The organism is Paracoccus caeni (assembly GCF_016629665.1).
In the GTDB taxonomy this organism is placed as follows: Bacteria; Pseudomonadota; Alphaproteobacteria; order Rhodobacterales; family Rhodobacteraceae; genus Paracoccus; species Paracoccus caeni.
Window position 1 is genome coordinate 97,203 of sequence record NZ_JAEPRQ010000001.1, and the last position, 19,283, is coordinate 116,485.

Consider the following 19,283-nt stretch of genomic DNA (forward strand, 5'->3'; position numbering starts at 1 on the left):
CATGCAGGTTATTGCACGAAATGGCATCTGGAGCCTGACTTCCAGCTTTGGCCTTACCCTTCGCGAGGGCTCGGTTCCTTACCGGGCGAATGCGGAAGGCATGATGCATGGCCTCAGGCTGCTGAAGAATGGCGAGGTGGACACCTCGGCAACGATCTATCTGGTGCCGACCGGGACAGCCAACACGGTGTCGTTGCCGGATTTCTGGGGTGACTGGATCGGCGAGCCGAACAACAGGGGCAACGACTGGTCACTGCGCGGCTTCTGGGGCGAGGCGGGTTTTGCGCTGAACAATGATGATTTTGCGGAAGGTGATGAGACTTTCCAGCTTCTGATTTATAAGGACCGCGCCAATCCGGTTTTCGGCGATGCGCCGTTCATGCGGGTGACGATCACCATTCAGGATGACGACATCAACGGCACAGCCGGTCACGACACCCTGCAGGGCACCAAATTCGACGACTATCTGCGCGGCTATGCGGGTAACGACCTGCTGCGCGGCGGCGCCGGGAATGATTACCTGATGGGTCAGAACGGCAACGATACGCTGTTCGGCGATCTGGGCAATGACACGCTGGACGGCGGTGCCGGTGACGATCTGATGAATGGCGGCCGTGGCGACGATACCTATATCGTCAACAGCATCCGCGACCGGATCGAAGAAGGCACGAATGGCGGCAGGGATCTGGTCAAATCCAGCGTCACCTATGCCCTTGCCGCGAATGTGGAAGATCTGGCCCTGACGGGTTCGGGCAATATCAACGCGACCGGCAACGGCGCGGCCAACAAGCTGACCGGCAATGCGGGCGACAATACGCTTGATGGCCGTCAGGGTGCCGACACGATGATCGGCGGCAAGGGCAACGACACCTACATCGTCGATCATATCGGCGATGTGGTCCGCGAGAATGCCAATCAGGGCAATGATCTGGTCAGGGCAAGTGTCTCTTACGCTCTGTCCGGCAATGTCGAAAAACTGACCCTGACCGGGACGGCGAACCTCAACGCCACCGGCAATGCTGCGGCGAATGTGCTGACCGGGAATGCGGGGAACAATATCCTCGACGGGCGGCAAGGGGCCGACACGATGATCGGCGGCAAGGGCAACGACACCTATATCGTCGATAGCGCCCGCGACATCGTGCGCGAATCCGCAAATCAGGGGACCGATCATGTCAAAGCCAGCGTCGATCACCAGCTTTCGGCAAATGTCGAAAACCTGACGCTGACCGGCCGGGCCGCTATCGGCAAGGGGAACGAGCTTGCAAACAGCCTGAGCGGCAATGCCGCCAACAACCAGCTTTTCGGGAATGCGGGCAACGACACTTTGTCCGGCGGGGCTGGCAACGATGTGCTGGATGGCGGGCTGGGCCGTGATCTTCTGATCGGCGGCGCCGGTGCGGATACGTTCGTATTCCGCAGCATCGCCGATTCCGCGGTCGCGCGGGCGCAAAGCGATGTGATTCAGGATTTCAATTTCCGCCACAACGATCAGATCTCGCTGCAGCCCATCGATGCGAATACGCGCGTCGGCGGCAATCAGGCTTTCACCTTCATCGAGGATGACGCTTTCTCGAACAAGGCAGGTCAGTTGCGGTATGAGAAACTAGCCAGCCAGACGCTTATTCAGGGCGATGTGAATGGCGACGGCAAGGCGGATTTCTCGATCCTGCTGACCGGTCGCTTCGACATGGAAGCGACCGATTTTATTCTGTGACCGGGCCTAGGCTGCGCCCAGTTTCGCGGCGCAGCGCTTGATCCATTCTTCGACGACGGGGCTGCGGCGCAGTCCCTCGCCGAAGAACAGGAAGGGCGATACGCACAGGACATCCGCCGCCGAAAAGTCATCACCCAGAAGGAACGGGCCATTCGCCAGCCCTTCCTCCAGCCGTTTCAGCACGGTGTCATAGTCGCGGAAGGTAGCATTCAGGACCGGATCGTCGATCTTCAGGTAGTCCAGCAGGATCACCGGCTCCAGCACGCCCTGATAATAGAAAAGCCATGACAGATATTCGCCGCGCTTCGGATCGCCGACCTCGCGGCCAAGCCCGCTTTCGGGGAAAAGCTCGGTCAGATAGGTGATGATCGCGCCGCGTTCGCGGATATGATCGTCGCCATTGACCAGATAGGGCACCTTGCCCTCGGGATGCGGGTTCTTCGGGTCGGGCCCGCCGGTGCCGTCCTGCCGGGGGATCGTCACCTCAACGATGTCGATCTTGTCGCGGATGCCCATGGCGTCGATCAGCGAAACGATGGTCTCGGAACGGCTGTTCGGGGCGTGATAAAGGGTCGGCATCTCTTGTCTCCTTGTTCGAGTATGGCCAAGGATTAACCCGGCCCCCCTGACAGAAAGAGGCAGCATGGCCCGGACCGACAGATTGATGCGCCTGATGGACGTGATGCGCCGCTTGCCCGCGCCGGTCACCGCGGGGCGTCTGGCCGAGGAAACCGGCGTCTCGCTGCGCCAGCTTTACCGCGACATCGCCACCTTGCGGGCGGGCGGTGCGCTGATCGATGGTGAGGCGGGGTTGGGCTATACGCTGACCGAAGACCCGGCCCTGCCGCCGCAAAGTTTCTCGCGCCTGGAGATCGAGGGGCTACGACTGGCGGTCGATGCCCTGTCCGGCGTTGGCGATTCCGAACTGGTGGATGCGGCCGAGAACGCTTTGTCGCGGATCATCGCCACCCTGCCTGAACGTCAGGCCCAACAGGCGCTGCACGCAATCAGCCACAGCTTTTCGCCCGGCCCCGACCGGAAACCGCCGCAGGTGGACATCGCCACGATCCGCCGCGCCTGCTGGGAGGAAATGGTGCTGGAGATCGATTATACCGACCTGAAGGACGATTGCACCACGCGCCAGATCTGGCCCCTGGGCATGTCCTATTCACAGCGGACGCTGATGCTCTTGGCCTATTGCCGGATGCGGATGGATTACCGGGTCTTTCACGTCAACCGCATGGCCGCGCTGCGACTGACCGGCGACAGCTTTCGCCCCCGCCGGGCCGCTTTGGTGCGCGACTATGCCAGCGCGCGGTCTAGGCAGCACGCGGCCGAAAAATCGCCGTCGCCGGATCGCACAGATACTGGCTGCGATAGCTGGCCCCCTGTCGCGCCAGATCGGTGACGGCATCAAGGATCGCGTCGATCTCGGCTTCCGGCGCGGCCCAGCAGAGGTTGAGGCGGGTGAAACCGGGCTTCTCGATCTCATCCCCGCGCAGGATGGCCGCGCGCAGACGCTCGGATTGCAGATCGTCGATGCCCAGCAGGCGGTGGACATATGGCCCGGCACAGGCACAGCCGCCCCGCGCCTGAACGCCGTAAAGATCCGACAGCATCCGGGTAACAAGCTGCTGGTGCAGGAAACCGCCCTCACCATCGCCGATGCGGAAGGACAGGATCGGCAGGCGCTTGGCCGAGGGATGACCCAGCAGCACCAGCCCCTCGACGCCCTTCAGCCTCTCTGCCTTCTCCATCCAGCGGGCGTGAACGGCATCAATCTGCGCCTGCCCGATATGATCCTTCAGCGCGAAAACCATGGCGGCGCGGAGATCGCCGACGACATTCGGCGTCCCCGCTTCCTCGCGCGCTTCGACCCGTTCGGCATAGTCCTGACCATGCCGGTTCACGAATCGCACCGTGCCACCGCCCGGCAGGCTTGGCCGGTTAACCACCACCGCATCGCGCCGCAGGATCATCACCCCCGAGGCCCCCGGTCCACCGATGAACTTGTGCGGAGAGGTGACGACCGCATCCATCCCCAACCCCATATCGATCGGCAGATAGGGCGCACCGCCCGCATAATCCCAAACGACCTGCGCGCCCGCCGCTTTCATGATCCGCGTGATGCCTGCCACATCCTCGACAATCCCGGTCACGTTGGATGCAGCAGAAAACGCCCCCAGAACCGGCCCTTCCGCCGCCGCCAGCGCCGCCCGCAACGCGGCCTGATCGATCCCGCCCGCCGGACCTTCCGGCAGCTCGATCACCAAGGCCCCGCTTTCCCGCCACGGCAGGATATTCGAATGATGCTCGTAAGGCCCGATCAGCACGGTCGAACCCGACCCGACCCCCAGAAGATGCACCAGCCGGTTGATCCCCGCCGTCGCGCCCGAGCCGGTAAAGACAACCGCATGCCGGTCATCGCCGTTCACGCATCGCAGAATCTCGGCCCGCGCGGCGCGGCGCATCCGGGTCATCATCGAACCGCAATGGCTGGCCTCGGTATGGCTGTTGGCATACCAGGGCAGCACTTCCTCGATCACGAAACCCTCGACCTGCCGCAGCGCCCGACCCGAGGCGACGTAATCGGCATAGATCATCCGCCGCGCCCCAAACGGCCCCTCGATCACCGCGTCCCGCCCGATCATGCCATGATGCAGATCGTTCATCTGACCCAATCCGGCCCGAAATCTGTCGAAGAAGTCCATGCTCACCCCGCTTTTTCCAAAATCTGACACAGCACAACGCAAATTCTGATTTCTTCTTCACTCAAATATCCATATCCTGCGGGTCAAATGAACGAGAAAACCTCAAAATTCGACGAAATCGACCACCGCATCCTGACCGCGCTGCAACAGGATGGCAGCCTGTCGCAACGCCAGCTTGCCGACCGCATTGGCCTGTCCCAGAACGCCTGCTGGCGCCGCCTGCAGCGCTTGACCGAGGCGGGCATTTTGCAAGGCAACCGCGTCGTCATCGATGCAACCCGCGCCGGGCTGGATCTGACCGTCTTCGTGATGATCCGCACCCGCCACCATGACGATGGCTGGGCGCGGCGCTTTCGTGCCCGCGTCGAATCGATCCCCGAGATCACGGAATTTCACCGGATCGGCGGCGAATGGGATTACATGGCGAAGCTGGTGACCACCTCGATGGCGGGATACGACCGCTGCTACAAGGCTTTGATCGCCGATATGGATCTGGAACGCGTCACCGGCGTTTTCTCGATGGAGACGATCTTCGAGGGCCGACCGCTGCGCCTGCCGCGCTAAGCCTTTCGTTGATTTTCACGAAATGTTCGCCATGTTGAGCCAATGCGCGCCGAACAGATCCTGCACCCGACCGAGGCCGGGCTTTACTGCCCGCCCGGCGATTTTCATATCGACCCGATCCGCCCGGTCCCCCGCGCGCTGATCACGCATGGGCATGGCGATCATGCCCGCGCGGGCCATGGCTCGGTTCTGGCGACCGCCCAGACGCTGGACATCATGGCGATCCGCTATGGCAGCGATTTCGCCGATCAAAGACAGGTGGCGGATGGCGAAATCCGCGTGGGCGATGTCACGGTCAGCTTTCATCCGGCGGGGCATATCCTCGGCTCGGCGCAGATCGCCGTAACCCCGGATAACGGCCCGAAGATCGTCGTCTCGGGCGATTACTGCCGTCGCCCGAACCCGGTCTGCGCGCCGTTCGAGCCAGTCCCTTGCGATATCTTCGTGACCGAAGCCACCTTCGGCCTGCCGGTGTTCCACCACCCCGATCCGGCGCATGAGATGGTCCGGCTGCTGTCCAGCATGGCCGAGTTTCCCGAACGCCCGCATCTGATCGGCGCCTATGCCCTGGGCAAGGCGCAGCGGGTCATCGCTTTGGCCCGCGAGGCTGGCATTGACGGCCCGATTGCCATTCACGGCGCGCTGCAACGGCTGTGCGATTACCACATCGCGCAGGGCATCGATCTGGGCGAGCTGATCCCCGCGACCGCCGAGGATGTCCCGGCGCAACTGGTGATCGCGCCGCCCTCGGCCTTTGCCTCGCCTTGGGTGCAGCGGTTTCGGGACCCGGTGATCGGCTTTGCGTCAGGCTGGATGCAGGTCCGCGCCCGCGCCCGGCAGCGCGGCGTAGAGCTGCCTTTGGTCATCAGCGACCATGTGGACTGGCCGCAGGTCATCCAAACCATCGCCGAACTGGCCCCTGCGGAAGTCTGGATCACCCACGGCACCGAAGACGGGCTGATGCGTTGGTGCGAATTGAACGCCATTCCCGCCCGCCCGCTCAGGCTGGTCGGATACGAGGATGAGCCGGAATGAAAGCCTTCGCCCATCTTCTGGAGCGGCTGGCCTTCACCCCCGCCCGCAATGCCAAGCTGCGGCTGCTGCGGCATTATCTGGACGCCACGCCCGATCCCGATCGCGGCTTTGCCCTGGCCGCTTTGACCGGCGATCTGAAGCTGCGCACCGTCACCCCAAGCCTGCTACGCGGGCTGATGGTCGAACGCGTGGACGCCCAGCTTTTCGCCCTCAGCTATGATTTCGTTGGCGATCTGGCGGAGACCATCGCGCTGCTGTGGGATACCGACCGCGATGAGGATGTGCCGCTGCGGCAGGCGGTGAAGCTGCTGTCGGAAACCGGCAAATCCGGCCTGCCTGCGGCGATTGCCGAGATGCTGGACTGGCTTGGCCCGTCCGAGCGGCTGGCGTTTTTGAAGCTCGCCACCGGCAATATGCGCGTCGGCCTGTCCGCACGCATGGCCCGGATGGCTTTGGCCGAGATGGGCGCCCCCGCCGTCGCCGATATCGAGGAAATCTGGCACGGTCTGACCCCACCCTATCAGCCGCTTTTCGACTGGATCGCGGGCGGCGCGCGGCCGGAACATGCGGCGAAGGCCCCGTTTCGCCCGGTCATGCTGTCCACCCCGGTCGATCTGGATCAGCTTCGCGCCTTCGCGCCCGCCGATTACGTCGCTGAATGGAAATGGGACGGCATCCGGGTGCAGGCGATCAACGACGATGGCACCCGGCGGCTCTATTCCCGCACGGGCGAGGATATCAGCCACTCCTTCCCCGACATGATTGACGCGCTGAATTTCGACGGTGTGGCGGATGGCGAATTGCTGGTCCGACGCGCCGATCAGGTGGCTCCGTTCGGCGATCTGCAAAAGCGCCTTGGCCGCAAAACGGTCAGCCGCGCGATGCTGGACAGCCATCCGGCGGGCCTGCGGGTCTATGACCTGATGTTCTGGCAGGGCCGCGATCTGCGTAATCTGCCGCTGACCGAACGCCGCGCCGTGCTGGAAGGCGCAGATTTCGGCAGCGACCGCATCGATCTGTCGCCGCTGCTGGACTTTGCCACTTGGGACGATCTGGCGGCATTGCGCGCCGATCCGCCATCCCCGGTGATAGAGGGCGTGATGATCAAGCGGCGGGATAGCGCATATGTCTCCGGTCGTCCGCGCGGGCCTTGGTTCAAGTGGAAGCGTGACCCGCATGTGGTCGATGCGGTGCTGCTTTATGCGCAGCGCGGGCATGGCAAGCGGTCGGGGTTTTACAGCGATTTCACCTTTGGCCTGTGGGATGGCGACACGCTGGTTCCGGTCGGCAAAGCCTATTTCGGCTTCACCGATGAGGAGTTGCGAGAGTTGGATCGCTTTGTCCGCAACAACACCACCGAACGCTTCGGCCCGGTTCGGTCCGTCGCGGCAAAGCTGGTGCTGGAGGTTGCTTTCGAAGGGCTGAACGCCTCGTCCCGGCACAAATCCGGCGTGGCGATGCGCTTTCCCCGGATCAGCCGCATCCGCTGGGACAAGCCCGCCGCCGAGGCCGACCGGCTGGAAACCCTGAAGGCGATGATCCCGTGACCTTGCCGCCCGAGTTTCAGGACTGGTTCACCCGGCAGGGCTGGCAGCCGCATCCGCATCAGTTGCAATTGCTGAAGGCGCGGCGCGACAGCCTGCTGATCGCACCGACCGGGGGCGGCAAGACGCTGGCCGGGTTCCTGCCGTCGCTGGTCGATCTGCGCGAACCGCAGGGCGGGCTGCATACGCTTTATGTCTCGCCCCTGAAGGCGCTGACGGCGGATATCGCCCGCAACCTTGCCCGCCCGGTCGCCGATCTTGGCCTGACCATCCGCATCGAGGACCGCACCGGCGATACCCGCCCCGCGCAGCGCGCGCGGCAGAAGATCGATCCGCCCGATATCCTGCTGACCACGCCGGAATCGCTGGCGCTGATGCTGTCTTATGAACAGGCCCCGCAGATCTTTGGCAGGCTGCGGCGGGTGGTGCTGGATGAGCTGCACGCGCTGGCCGAAAACAAGCGCGGCGATCAGTTGATGCTGTGCCTTGCCCGGCTGCGCAGCCTGTCGCCCGATCTGATCGTCACCGGCCTGTCCGCGACCGTCGAAGACCCCGCCGCGCTGGCTCGGTTCATGGGCGGTGCCGATATCATCCATGCCGATCCCGGTCCGCGTCCCGACATCGCCATGCTGGCCACAACGCGCCCCGCGCCTTGGGCGGGCGGCGGCGGCCATTATGCCATCCCCGAGATTCTGGCCGAGGTGAAGGCCGCCAATACCACCATTATCTTCATCAACACCCGCGCGCAGGCAGAGCTGTTCTTTCAGGCGCTGTGGGCCGCGAATGACGACAATCTGCCGATCGGTCTGCATCACGGCAGCCTTGCCCGCGAAGCCCGCCAGAAGGTCGAGGCGGCGATGGCGGCGGGGCAGTTGCGGGCGGTGGTGGCGACGGGCAGTCTTGATCTGGGGATCGACTGGGGCGCGGTCGATCTGGTCATTCAGGTCGGCGCGCCGAAGAACGTGAAGCGGCTGGTGCAGCGGATCGGGCGGGCGAACCATCACTATAACGCCCCCTCGCGCGCGCGGATCGTGCCGGCGAACCGCTTTGAAGTGATCGAATGCGTCGCGGCTTTGGAGGCCGTTTGCGAACGCGATCTGGACGGCGATCCACGCGGCGACGGTCCGCTGGACGTCCTGTGTCAGCATATCCTGCTGACCGCCTGCGCCGGACCTTTCGACGCCGACGCCCTTTACGCCGAGGTGATCCGCGCCGGTCCCTATCTGAACTTGACCCGCGCCGATTTCGATGCCTGTCTGGATTTCGCCGCGACCGGTGGATATGCGCTGCGGGCCTATGACCGCTGGCAGCGGCTGATGCTGCGCGACGGGCTGTGGCGGCTGCGCGATCCACGGGCTGCGCGCGATCTTCGAATGAATATCGGCACCATTGTCGAGGCCGAGATGCTGAAGGTCCGCTTTCGTGGCCGCGGCGGTGCCCCCTTGGGCGAGGTCGAGGAAAGCTTTGCCGCCACGTTGCAGCCGGGTGATACCTTTCTGATCGGCGGCCAGACCGTGCGCTATGAGGGGCTGCGCGAAATGGTGGTCGAGGTGACGAAACAGCCGACCAGACAGCCGAAGATCGCGGTGTTTTCGGGGGTGAAGCTGGCGACCTCGACGCAATTGTCGCATCGTTTGCTGGACCTGATCGGCAATCCGGCCCGGCATGTGGCGCTGCCCCCTGATACCAGCGAATGGCTGGCGCTTCAGGAAAGCGTCAGCGTGCTGCCGCGTCCCGGCGTGCTGGTCAGCGAAAGTTTTCCGCATCTGGGCCGCTGGCATTTCGCGCTTTACGGCTTTGCCGGGCGGAATGCGTTGCAGACCTTGGGGCTGCTGATGACGCGGCTGATGGAGCAGGCGGGGCTTGGGCCGCTGGGCTTTCTGTCAACCGATTACGCCCTGCTGATCTGGTCGCTGGACCCGGTCACAGATCCCGCGCCGCTGCTGGACCGCGAAGGGCTGCGCGAGGGTCTGGGTGACTGGCTGGCCGGGAATGCGGTGATGAAGCGGACCTTTCGCAGCGTCGCGACCATTGCCGGGCTGATCCAGCGCAACCTGCCGGGGCAGCGCAAGACCGGGCGGCAGGCGACCTTTTCCAGCGATATCCTGTATGACACCTTGCGGAAATATGACCCCGACCACCTGATGCTGCGGATTACGGCGGATGAGGCGCGTAGGGGCTTGGTGGATTTCGACCGGATCGAGGAAATGCTGGCCCGCTCATCCCGTCACGAACACCGGATGCTGGACCGGGTGACGCCCTTGGCCGCGCCGCTGCTGCTGGAGGTCGGGCGGGTGCCGATTGCGGGGCAGGGACGCGAGAGACTGGCCGAGGAAGAGGCAGCGGCGCTGATGGCCGAGGCGGGACTGAGCGCAATTGATGAGGCGGCGCGATGATCTGGCGGAATGAAAGCGTCCGCCCGGAATCAAGGTGCCAAAGGCATCGCCGGGCAGTGCCCGTCCGCCCCACCGGACGGGCACTTCGGCACCGTCTCGCGCTACGGCGGTGTTCGACGGAGTGGAACGATAAACTGCCCAATACGTCTGTTGCTGTGCCCATCCGGCGGACGTGCCCCGCCCTCTGCTCTGACGGGCTGGCGGCATGAGTCATCACTTCACCTTCGCAGGTCAGGCTTTGCAGGCGCGTGCCTCGGGTGCGCTCTACTGGCCTGCCCGCAGCTGGCTGATCGTTGCGGATCTCCATCTTGGAAAATCCGAACGCATGGCCCGACGCGGCGGCCCGCTGCTGCCGCCCTATGAGGCGCATGCCACGCTGGACCGGCTGGCCGCCGAAATCGCGGCAACCGATCCGGCCTGCATCACCAGCCTTGGCGACGGGTTCGATGACGATAAGGCGGTGGAGGCGCTGCCTGAAGATATCCGCGCCCGCCTGCACGATCTTGCGCAAGGCCGCGACTGGCTGTGGATCAGCGGCAACCACGATCCTGCGCCGGTCTCGACCAGTTTGCCGGGCCGGACGGTGACGGAATGGACGGATGAGCTGGTGCTGCGGCATCAGGCGGGGCAGGGGCCGGACATTAGCGGCCATTTTCACCCCTGTATCCGACTGGCAGGCGAACGCAGGCGGTGCTTTCTGATCGGACAGGATCACCTGATCCTGCCCGCTTTCGGCGCCTATACCGGCGGGCTGATCGCGGATGATCCGGCGCTGACAGCACTGGTGCCGCAGGGGATCGCGGTGGCCTGCGGCGCAAGGGCGCTGGCTTTGCCGCTTGGGCGGACCAGACGCGCCAAATGAAAAGGGCCGGCGCGCGGATGCGGCCGACCCTTTCCGATAATCGCGACAGGCTCAGAAGCTGAAGTTCACGCCGACGCGGAGGCTGTGATGTTCGGGCGTGGCTTCGGTGCTGAAGCCATTGGCATCGACCAGTTCTTTCTTGTCGAAATGCCGATATTCCCACTCACCAAACAGCGACACACGCTCATTCAGCTTACGCTCGACACCAAGGCCGACCGTCAGGGCGGTATCCTTGAAGCTGTCGTCGTAATTCATCCCCGCGCCCGAGACCTTATAGTTGAACTCACCCCGTGCAGCGCCGATCGTGCCGTAGAACATGGTGTTCTGCGCGGCGTTCAGAATACCCGTGCGGAAGCGCAGCGACAGAAGGTTGTCCAGTTCCGATGTGGCGCTGGCAGAACCGGTGTCGAAACTGTCATCTGCGTTGCTTGCCTCGTAAGACAGTTCCGGACCCCAGACAAGCTGACGCCCACGCATCTCGAACTGCCAGCGGTAACCGGCATGGATGCCGTAGGTCATACCGCTGAGATCGACCGAACCCGGCGAAGCGATGACATTGCCTGCAGGAGTGGCAATGCCGACACGGTCGTCACTGGCGAAAACACCGCCCAACCCCAGACCGACATAGCCCCCGGTCCAGTTATACGTTTCAACCGGCGCAGGCGGTGCAACCACCAACGGCTGTTCGACGGGGGCGGTATAACCGCCTGCGACAGCACCACCGGCAACGCCAAGAATGGCTGCGGTGCTGGCCGCGAACAAAGTTCTGACGCGCATTTGAAACTCCATCTGATCGACGATCCTGGTTTCTCGAATCGGATTAAAGAAACATTAACATTACCACAGAAATACGCGCGGCGCGCATTTGCAGCAATGAAACACGAAATACCTGCGGGGAACCGACTATAAAGATCAGAACCCCGCGGCACTTCTGCCACAGCTATGAAATAGCTTAGATATCCAGATTTTCGACGTTCAGCGCATTCTGCTGAATAAACTCGCGGCGTGGTTCCACGACATCGCCCATCAGCTTGGTAAACAAATCCTCGGCTTCGGGTACGTCTTCGATCCTGACCTGCAACATGGTCCGCGCTGCCGGGTCCAGTGTCGTTTCCCAAAGCTGTTCGGGATTCATTTCGCCCAAACCTTTATAGCGCTGCAGCGACAGGCCCTTTTCGCCCTCAAGGAAGATCGCCTGCAACAGCCCAAGCGGCCCGAAGATCGGCTGGTCGCGATCCTTGCGAACCAGACGTGCGGTCTTGCCATAGACATCCTGCAGCGCCTTGGTCATCTCACCCAGACGGCGGCTTTCCCCGCTGCGCAGCATCTGACCATCCAGCGTCCGAACCTCTTCGACGCCACGGAAGGTGCGGCTGAGGCGGATGCCGCCATCCTGCGTCGGACGACCCTGCCAGCCACGCTCGTATTCCTCGGCGATCAGGTCCAGACGCCCGGCGACGGCATCCGCCACAGCCTGCGTCTCGCTGTCGATCCGGCCCGGAACCAGTGCCCCGGCAATCGCGGCCTGTTCGGTGATATGGGGCGGATAATGCGTCGGATAGGCGCGCAGCACCCGCCGCGCCACCCGCGCCTCTTCGACCACGCGGGCCAGATCGTTCCCGACGATTTCCTCGCCCGAGCCAAGCCGCAATGTCGCCCCGTCAACGCCCTGCTGGACCAGATAATCCTCCAGCGCGGCCTCGTTCTTCAGATAAACCTCGGACCGGCCACGACCGACCTTATACAGCGGCGGTTGCGCGATATAGAGATGCCCAGCCTCGATCAGTTCCGGCATCTGCCGGAAGAAGAAGGTCAGCAAAAGCGTGCGGATATGGGCGCCGTCCACATCGGCATCGGTCATGATGACGATCTTGTGGTAGCGCAGTTTGTTCAGATCGAACTCATCCCGCCCGATGCCGGTGCCAAGCGCGGTGATCAGCGTGCCGACCGTCTCTGACGACAGCATCCGGTCAAACCGCGCGCGTTCCACGTTCAGGATCTTGCCGCGCAACGGCAGAACGGCCTGATTTTTGCGCGACCGACCCTGTTTGGCCGAACCACCTGCCGAGTCACCCTCGACGATGAAAAGCTCGGACAGGGCCGGGTCCTTCTCCTGACAATCGGCAAGTTTGCCGGGCAGGCTGGCCACGTCCATCGCGGTCTTGCGGCGGGTCAGTTCGCGGGCTTTGCGGGCAGCTTCGCGTGCCAAAGCGGCCTCGATGATCTTGCCGACGATGGACTTCGCCTCGGTCGGGTTTTCCTCGAACCACTCGGACAATTTCTCACCGACAAGGTTCTCGACCGCCGGGCGCACTTCGGACGAGACCAGCTTGTCCTTGGTCTGGCTGGAGAATTTCGGGTCGGGCACCTTGACCGACAGCACGCAGGTCAGCCCCTCGCGCGCGTCGTCGCCGGTGAAATCGACCTTTTCCTTCTTCGCGATGCCGGTGTCCTGCGCATATTTCTGGATCACGCGGGTCAGTGCGCCGCGGAAGCCCGCAAGGTGGGTGCCGCCGTCGCGCTGCGGGATATTGTTGGTAAAGGGCAGCACGGTTTCGTGGTAGCTGTCGTTCCACCACATCGCGACCTCGACCCCGATGCCATTGCGCTCGCCGGTCATGAAGATCGGCTCGGGCATGACTGCGGTTTTCGAGCGGTCCAGATATTTCACGAATTCCCGCACGCCGCCGTCATAGTAAAGCTCGGTCTTCAGCGGCTCTGCCGGGCGCTCGTCTTCGAGAATGATCTTCACGCCGCTGTTCAGGAAGGCCAGTTCCCGCAGCCGGTTTTCCAGCGTCTTGAAGACGTAGTCGAGATTGCTGAACGTCCCGTTCTCATGCAGCGTCTTGGACGAGGCGAGAAAGCGCACCTCGGTCCCGGTCTCGCCCTCGCCAGCATCGCCCACGACGCGCAGATGCTCGACCGTGTCGCCATGTTCGAAGCGGGCGTAATGTTCCTTGCCCTTGCGCCAGATGCGCAGCTCCAGCCAGTCGGACAGCGCGTTCACCACCGACACGCCGACGCCGTGCAGACCGCCCGAAACCTTGTAGCTGTTCTGGTCGAATTTGCCGCCTGCATGCAGTTGGGTCATGATGACCTCGGCAGCGCTGACGCCTTCGGTCGGGTGCATGTCCACCGGAATTCCGCGCCCGTTATCGCGGACCGAGACGCTGTTATCGGCGTGGATTTTCACCTTCACATAGTCGGCGTGACCGGCCAAAGCCTCGTCGATGCCGTTATCGACGACCTCATAAACCATGTGATGCAGACCCGAGCCATCGTCGGTATCCCCGATATACATACCGGGGCGCTTGCGCACGGCTTCCAGGCCCTTGAGAACCTTAATGGAATCGGCGCCATATTCTGCGGGCTGCGGTGCGGTATCGGTCATGCGGGAAACTTCCTGTTCATACCGCTTCGATATAGGCGTTCCGGCAGGTAAAGTCACGTTATGACGGGGATTTTTCCGCCCGTTCGGCGGGTTTTCTCGTGTCTTGATCACCTTGCGCGATGCATCGCATGATCTGGCGGCAATGGCATGGCGATCGGAGAGGGTGATGAGGGTGCTTTACTGGCTTTCTCTGGTGGTTCTAGTGCTTGGCGTGGCGTGGCTTTCTGCCCGCATGATCTGGCCGGTCCCCTCGACCGAGGGGCGCGAGATCCAGACCGCGATCCCCTTCGATCCGGCCACCACCTATGGCAGCCGCGCCGCCGATGCCGCCGCCGCCCATCCCGGTCAAAGCGGTGTCCTGCCGCTTGGCGATCCGGTGATGGCGCTGGACAGCCGGTTGCAGCTTGCCGGATTGGCCGAACGCTCGGTCGATGTGATGTATTACATCTGGCACGACGATATCTCGGGGATTTTGCTGATGGATGCCCTGAAGCGCGCGGCAGAGCGTGGCGTGCGGGTGCGTCTCTTGGTCGATGACAACGGCATCAAGGGGCTGGATGCGATCCTTGCCACGATGAACGATCTGCCGAATTTCGATGTGCGGCTGTTCAATCCCTCGACCATCCGCAGCCCGAAATTCGCGGGCTATGTGCTGTCGCCGATCCGCATGAACCGGCGGATGCACAACAAGGCCTTCATCGTGGACGGCGCGGCGGCGATCGTTGGCGGCAGAAATATCGGCGACGAATATTTCGCCATGGGCGATGTGCCCGCCTATCTGGATCTCGACGTGCTGGGCGTGGGCGCGGTCGTTGCCGATACGGCGGCGATCTTTGACGAATACTGGAACAGCGCCCCGGTGATCGAGCTTGAGCGGGTGATCGACACCCCCGGCGACATGGCCGCGTTCGAGGCGCGTCTGGCCGAAATCCGCGCCGAACCCGACGCTGCCCGCTTCAGCCCCGACGATGCGACGCCCACGACCGCATTGGCCCAAGGAAACGCGCCGCTGGAATGGACTGACGTGCAGGTGGTGGCCGACGATCCGGCGAAGGGTCTGGGGCAGGTTCAGCGCTCGGGCCTGATGATCGCCCGGCTGGGCGAGATTCTTGGCCGGGTCGAGACCAATCTGGACATGATGTCCGCCTATTTTGTGCCCGGAAAGGCCGGGACGGCGTTCTTCAGCGATCTGGCCCGGCAGGGGCATCGGGTCGAGATCATGACGAATTCATGGCTCGCGACCGATGTGCCGATGGTTCACGCGGGCTATGTCAAATACCGCCGCGATCTGCTGGAGGCGGGCGTGACCCTGTTCGAGCTGCGAGAGCTTGAGGGTCAGCCGCAGGGTCGCGACGAATTGCGCCCCTCGGGCGCTTCGGGGGCGTCGCTGCATGCGAAGACCTTTTCGATCGATGACAGCCGGGTGTTCATAGGCTCGTTCAATTTCGACCCGCGCTCGGCGCTGCTGAATTGCGAGATGGGCTTTCTGATCGACAGCCCGTCCATGGCCAAACAAGGGCGGCTGGCGTTGGAAGGGCTGGCGCAGCGCAGCTATCGCCCGGCGCTGGAGGACGGCAATATGGTCTGGTATGCGACCGGCCCGGATGGCGGCGAGCTTCGTTTCGAGCACGAGCCGGGGTTGGGCTTCAAGGACCGGGTGCTGGTCTATGTGCTGAATGTGCTGCCGATCGAGTGGCTGTTGTAAGCTCCAGTCGGGATCAAAGCAGAGGGCAGGGCACAGCCGCGGTTGGGCACGACAACAGGAGTATCTGGCACTTTATGGTGCCGCATCCCCTGCCATTTCTGTCGCGCGGAACGGTGACAAAGTGCCCAGCCGGGGGGCGGCTGTGCACTGCCCGGCGTCGCCCAAGGGCGACTTGATTCCGGGCGAGCACTCCATATCGACGGACGCGGATTTACCCCGCCATCACCTGCCCGACCCCGATCACCACACCCACGACGATCAGCAGCCATCCCGACACCAGATTCATCCGCCGGATATTCTTCGGCGTTGCCAGCCGCGTCCGTGCCGCACTGATTATCGCGCCCATCCCAAGGTTCAGCGCCGCCGGGATCAGCGCCGACATCAGCGCGATCACCAGCACATCGCTGCCGGTCAGCGTCTGCACCTGAAAGAAACCCGGCAGCACGCCCACATAGAACAAAGCCGCCTTGGGATTGCCGACAATCGCCAGCAAACCCGCCGAGAACCCGGCCCATTTGCCGCGCCGCGTCAGCCGACCGTCCTGTTCGACCGGGCGGTTCGCATGCCATAGCAAGGCCAGCCCCATGCCGATGAAAACCACCACGGCGATCCAGCGCAGGATCTCCAGAAGCTCGCCTGCCTGCCCGACCAGCAGCGACAGCCCAAAGATTGCGATCAGCGGCCAGATGAAATCGCCGATTGCCACACCAATCGACAGCGGCCAGACCCCCGACCAGCCCGAGGAAAGCCCCCGCGCGATGATCGCCACCCAGACCGGCCCCGGCGTCAGCCAGATTGCCACCATTGCCCCGGCATATAGCCAGACCGCCTCGATCCCCAATGTCATCCGATCTCTTCCGCGCTCGATGCCCCGTCCGCCTTGCTGACCGCCAGCCGCCGCGCCCGAGACCCGAAGGACTCGAACAGTTCCGGCCCGGTGCCGGTCAGCAGCGTCTGCGCGGGCAGCGCCGCGATGCGGTCATACAATGCCGCGCGCCGGTCACTGTCCAGATGCGCCGCAACCTCATCCAGCAGCAGCAAAACCGGCTGATCCGACAAGGCCCGTGCATTGGCAAGGATCAGCGACAGCAAAAGCGCCTTCTGCTCGCCGGTCGAGGACAGGGCGGCGGGCATCTCTTGCGGCCCCCAGGTCGCGCCCAGATCGGCCCGGTGCGGTCCGGTCAGCGACCGCCCCGCCGTCAGATCGCGCGGACGCATCGTGCCCAGCCGTGCCGTGATGCTGGCCGCGTCGGTATCATCCGCCTGACCCTCACCCGGCAGAAGCGCCAGCAGGGCTGCGGGAAAATCGCCGCCATCCTGCGCCGCCATGATCGCCTGAAGCGCCGCCAGCCGGTTCCGGGTCAGCGCGGCGCCTGCCTCGCCCATCTGCGCCTCAAGCGCGCGATACCAGCCTGGATCGGCAATCTGATCCTTCAACAGCCGGTTCCGCTCGCGCATCGCCTTGTCATAGGTCAGCGCCAGATCGGCATGGTCGGGAAAGAGGCTCAGCGTCACCCGATCCAGAAATCGCCGCCTGACTTCCGGCGCATCGCTCCACAGCCGGTCCATCGACGGGACCAGCCAGATCACCCGGATCAACCGGGCCAAGGCCGTCTGCGGCACCTGTTTGTCATCCACCGCGACGCTGCGCACCCCGCTAGGAGGCGCCAGAGTCTCGACCGGGCGCCCGTCCACCTCTGCCCTGATCCGCCAACCGGCATCACGCCCCTGCCGCGCCTGATCGGGGGCGGCGGCACCGCGCAGACCACGGCCGGGGGCCAGCATCGAGGCCGCTTCCAGAATATTGGTCTTGCCGGACCCGTTCGGCCCATAGATCGCCAAGGGCCGGGTATCGACCGAAAGGTCCAGCCGTGGCCACGATCTGAACTGGGCCAGCGAGAGATGGCTCAGCATCGATCAATATTCCCCGCTGAAATTAAAGCGCCCGCCCGGAATCAAGGTGCCTGAAGGGCACCGCCGGGCAGTGCCCGTCCGCCCCACCGGACGGGCACTTCGGTGAGGTTTCGCGATACGGATATGACCGACGGGGTGGCACGATAAAGCGATCAGAACGACCGTTGCTGTGCCCATCCGGCGGACGGGCGCTGCCCTCTGCTTCGGCGGGCAAACGTCAGTTCGTGGAAACAGGGTCCGCCCCGGCGTCACACGCGCATCGGCATGACGACATAGACGGCGCTCAGATCGGTGCCTTCGCGGATCAGCGCCGCATCGCCCGAACCGTTGAACAGGAACACCGCATTGTCGCGATCCACCTGCGAGGCGATTTCCTGCAAATATTTCGCGTTGAAGCCGATATCCAGCGGCTCATCGGCATAGGCCACGATCAGCTCTTCCTCGGCGGCACCCGCATCGGGGGCGTTGACCGACAGCACCAGCCGGTCGGCATCAAGCGACAGCTTCACCGCCCGCGAACGCTCGCTGCTGACGGTGGCCACACGGTCCACGGCGCGGGCGAAATCGCTGGCATCCACTTCCAGCTTGCGGGTGTTGTTGGCGGGGATCACCCGCGAGTAATCGGGGAACGTCCCGTCGATCACTTTCGAGGTCAGCGTCAGCGTCGGCGTGGCGAACCGCACCTTGGTTTCGCTGACCGAGACGGCAATGTCCGCCTCGTCATCATCCAGCAGCTTGCGCAACTCGGCCACGGTTTTGCGTGGCACGATCACGCCCGGCATATCCTCGGCACCAGAGGGCAGCGGCGCATCGATCCGCGCCAGACGGTGACCGTCGGTCGCCACGCAACGCAGCGCCGGACCTTCTTCGGACTGCGCCACATGCATATAGACACCGTTCAGATAGTAGCGGGTTTCCTCGGTCGAGATGGCGAATTTCGACTTGTCGAACAGGCGGCGCAACACACCGGCACTGGCGGTGAAATTCGCGCTGTATTCGGTCGAGGCCATGACCGGGAAATCTTCGCGCGGCAGCGTCGCAAGGCTGAAATTCGACCGCCCCGCCTGCACCGTCAGCCGTCCGGCAGCATCGTCCGAGGTGATATTGACCAGCGCGCCATCGGGCAGCTTGCGGGCGATCTCGTTCAACATCACGGCGCTGACGGTGGTCGAACCCGGACGCTCGACCTGTGCGGTCGCGCGGTCCACGACCTCGGTATCCAGATCGGTGGCGCGGAAGCTGACACCGTCGGGCGTCGCCTCGATCAGCACGTTGGCAAGGATCGGGATCGTGTTCCGACGCTCCACAACCGACTGCGCTTGAGCCACAGCTTTGACCAGAACGGCGCGCTCGATCGAGAATTTCATCGGTTTTTCCTGTCCCTATGGCCGTCAGGGCCGCGTTGTCGGGATATTTTGTAACCGCCCCTGCGAGCGGTCACAAG

The 19,283-nt window shown here is 63.7% G+C and carries 15 protein-coding genes; 8 read left to right on the forward strand and 7 right to left on the reverse strand.

Annotation, left to right across the window (positions count from 1 at the left end; all coding sequences use genetic code 11):
- Position 1: 1 nt before the first annotated feature.
- On the forward strand, positions 2-1,717 hold the full coding sequence (locus tag JJJ17_RS20485; protein WP_200682976.1) for a calcium-binding protein: 1,716 nt from the start codon (positions 2-4) through the stop codon (positions 1,715-1,717).
- A 6-nt stretch (positions 1,718-1,723) separates the two neighbouring features.
- On the opposite strand, the gene JJJ17_RS00450 is transcribed toward JJJ17_RS20485, so the two are convergent.
- Positions 1,724-2,296, reverse strand: coding sequence for a glutathione S-transferase family protein (locus tag JJJ17_RS00450; protein WP_200682978.1), 573 nt, complete (start codon positions 2,294-2,296; stop codon positions 1,724-1,726).
- A gap of 64 nt (positions 2,297-2,360) precedes the next feature.
- Between JJJ17_RS00450 and JJJ17_RS00455 the strand changes: the two genes are divergently transcribed.
- Positions 2,361-3,125 carry a helix-turn-helix transcriptional regulator gene (locus JJJ17_RS00455; RefSeq protein WP_200682980.1) on the forward strand — a complete coding sequence of 255 codons (765 nt, stop codon included), beginning with the start codon at positions 2,361-2,363 and terminating at the stop codon, positions 3,123-3,125.
- Here JJJ17_RS00455 and JJJ17_RS00460 read toward each other — a convergent pair.
- Entirely contained in the window at positions 3,037-4,389 is a 1,353-nt protein-coding gene (locus JJJ17_RS00460) for an aminotransferase class V-fold PLP-dependent enzyme (protein WP_234463823.1), read from the reverse strand. The genes JJJ17_RS00455 and JJJ17_RS00460 overlap by 89 nt on opposite strands.
- A 126-nt stretch (positions 4,390-4,515) precedes the next feature.
- Here JJJ17_RS00460 and JJJ17_RS00465 point away from each other — a divergent pair, with 126 nt between their 5' ends.
- The 5 genes from JJJ17_RS00465 (at position 4,516) to pdeM (ending at position 10,829) form a co-directional block, all read left to right on the forward strand.
- Complete coding sequence (locus JJJ17_RS00465; RefSeq protein WP_200682984.1) at positions 4,516-4,992, forward strand: Lrp/AsnC family transcriptional regulator; 477 nt, start codon at positions 4,516-4,518, stop codon at positions 4,990-4,992.
- Positions 4,993-5,034: 42 nt separating this feature from the next.
- Positions 5,035-6,027, forward strand: coding sequence for a ligase-associated DNA damage response exonuclease (locus JJJ17_RS00470; RefSeq protein ID WP_200682985.1), 993 nt, complete (start codon positions 5,035-5,037; stop codon positions 6,025-6,027).
- Positions 6,024-7,574: a cisplatin damage response ATP-dependent DNA ligase gene (locus tag JJJ17_RS00475; RefSeq protein WP_200682986.1), complete on the forward strand. Its 1,551-nt coding sequence runs from the start codon at positions 6,024-6,026 to the stop codon at positions 7,572-7,574. Before JJJ17_RS00470 ends, JJJ17_RS00475 begins: the two co-directional genes overlap by 4 nt.
- On the forward strand, positions 7,571-9,967 hold the full coding sequence (locus tag JJJ17_RS00480; protein WP_200682987.1) for a ligase-associated DNA damage response DEXH box helicase: 2,397 nt from the start codon (positions 7,571-7,573) through the stop codon (positions 9,965-9,967). Before JJJ17_RS00475 ends, JJJ17_RS00480 begins: the two co-directional genes overlap by 4 nt.
- Before the next feature lie 205 nt (positions 9,968-10,172).
- Positions 10,173-10,829, forward strand: a complete 657-nt coding sequence (gene pdeM / locus JJJ17_RS00485; RefSeq protein ID WP_200682988.1) for a ligase-associated DNA damage response endonuclease PdeM — start codon at positions 10,173-10,175, stop codon at positions 10,827-10,829.
- 51 nt (positions 10,830-10,880) lie between these two features.
- On the opposite strand, the gene JJJ17_RS00490 is transcribed toward pdeM, so the two are convergent.
- Both JJJ17_RS00490 and gyrB read right to left on the reverse strand, forming a co-directional pair.
- A complete protein-coding gene (locus tag JJJ17_RS00490) occupies positions 10,881-11,606 on the reverse strand; it encodes an outer membrane protein (protein WP_200682989.1) in 726 nt (241 codons plus the stop codon).
- A gap of 175 nt (positions 11,607-11,781) precedes the next feature.
- On the reverse strand, positions 11,782-14,220 hold the full coding sequence (gyrB, locus tag JJJ17_RS00495; RefSeq protein ID WP_200682990.1) for a DNA topoisomerase (ATP-hydrolyzing) subunit B: 2,439 nt from the start codon (positions 14,218-14,220) through the stop codon (positions 11,782-11,784).
- Positions 14,221-14,386: 166 nt separating this feature from the next.
- On the opposite strand from gyrB, the gene JJJ17_RS00500 reads away from it, so the two are divergent.
- Complete coding sequence (locus JJJ17_RS00500; protein ID WP_200682992.1) at positions 14,387-15,925, forward strand: phospholipase D family protein; 1,539 nt, start codon at positions 14,387-14,389, stop codon at positions 15,923-15,925.
- A 211-nt stretch (positions 15,926-16,136) separates the two neighbouring features.
- On the opposite strand, the gene JJJ17_RS00505 is transcribed toward JJJ17_RS00500, so the two are convergent.
- The 3 genes from JJJ17_RS00505 to dnaN form a co-directional block, all read right to left on the reverse strand.
- The gene (locus JJJ17_RS00505) at positions 16,137-16,772 is read right to left on the reverse strand and encodes a LysE family translocator (protein WP_200682994.1); all 636 of its coding nucleotides are present in this window, start codon (positions 16,770-16,772) and stop codon (positions 16,137-16,139) included.
- Positions 16,769-17,839 carry a DNA replication/repair protein RecF gene (recF, locus tag JJJ17_RS00510; RefSeq protein WP_200682995.1) on the reverse strand — a complete coding sequence of 357 codons (1,071 nt, stop codon included), beginning with the start codon at positions 17,837-17,839 and terminating at the stop codon, positions 16,769-16,771. The genes JJJ17_RS00505 and recF overlap by 4 nt, the downstream gene beginning before the upstream one ends.
- 248 nt (positions 17,840-18,087) lie before the next feature.
- Positions 18,088-19,206 (reverse strand): DNA polymerase III subunit beta, encoded by a 1,119-nt coding sequence (gene dnaN / locus JJJ17_RS00515; protein WP_200682996.1) that lies wholly within the window; start codon positions 19,204-19,206, stop codon positions 18,088-18,090.
- Positions 19,207-19,283 lie beyond the last annotated feature (77 nt).

Coding starts and splice junctions, on each gene's coding strand:
- JJJ17_RS20485 (WP_200682976.1), top strand. CDS start 2: ATGCAGGTTATTGCACGAAATGGCATCTGGAGCCTGACTTCCAGCTTT.
- JJJ17_RS00450 (WP_200682978.1), bottom strand. CDS start 2,296: ATGCCGACCCTTTATCACGCCCCGAACAGCCGTTCCGAGACCATCGTT.
- JJJ17_RS00455 (WP_200682980.1), top strand. CDS start 2,361: ATGGCCCGGACCGACAGATTGATGCGCCTGATGGACGTGATGCGCCGC.
- JJJ17_RS00460 (WP_234463823.1), bottom strand. CDS start 4,389: ATGAACGATCTGCATCATGGCATGATCGGGCGGGACGCGGTGATCGAG.
- JJJ17_RS00465 (WP_200682984.1), top strand. CDS start 4,516: ATGAACGAGAAAACCTCAAAATTCGACGAAATCGACCACCGCATCCTG.
- JJJ17_RS00470 (WP_200682985.1), top strand. CDS start 5,035: ATGCGCGCCGAACAGATCCTGCACCCGACCGAGGCCGGGCTTTACTGC.
- JJJ17_RS00475 (WP_200682986.1), top strand. CDS start 6,024: ATGAAAGCCTTCGCCCATCTTCTGGAGCGGCTGGCCTTCACCCCCGCC.
- pdeM (WP_200682988.1), top strand. CDS start 10,173: ATGAGTCATCACTTCACCTTCGCAGGTCAGGCTTTGCAGGCGCGTGCC.
- JJJ17_RS00490 (WP_200682989.1), bottom strand. CDS start 11,606: ATGCGCGTCAGAACTTTGTTCGCGGCCAGCACCGCAGCCATTCTTGGC.
- gyrB (WP_200682990.1), bottom strand. CDS start 14,220: ATGACCGATACCGCACCGCAGCCCGCAGAATATGGCGCCGATTCCATT.
- JJJ17_RS00500 (WP_200682992.1), top strand. CDS start 14,387: ATGAGGGTGCTTTACTGGCTTTCTCTGGTGGTTCTAGTGCTTGGCGTG.
- JJJ17_RS00505 (WP_200682994.1), bottom strand. CDS start 16,772: ATGACATTGGGGATCGAGGCGGTCTGGCTATATGCCGGGGCAATGGTG.
- recF (WP_200682995.1), bottom strand. CDS start 17,839: ATGCTGAGCCATCTCTCGCTGGCCCAGTTCAGATCGTGGCCACGGCTG.
- dnaN (WP_200682996.1), bottom strand. CDS start 19,206: ATGAAATTCTCGATCGAGCGCGCCGTTCTGGTCAAAGCTGTGGCTCAA.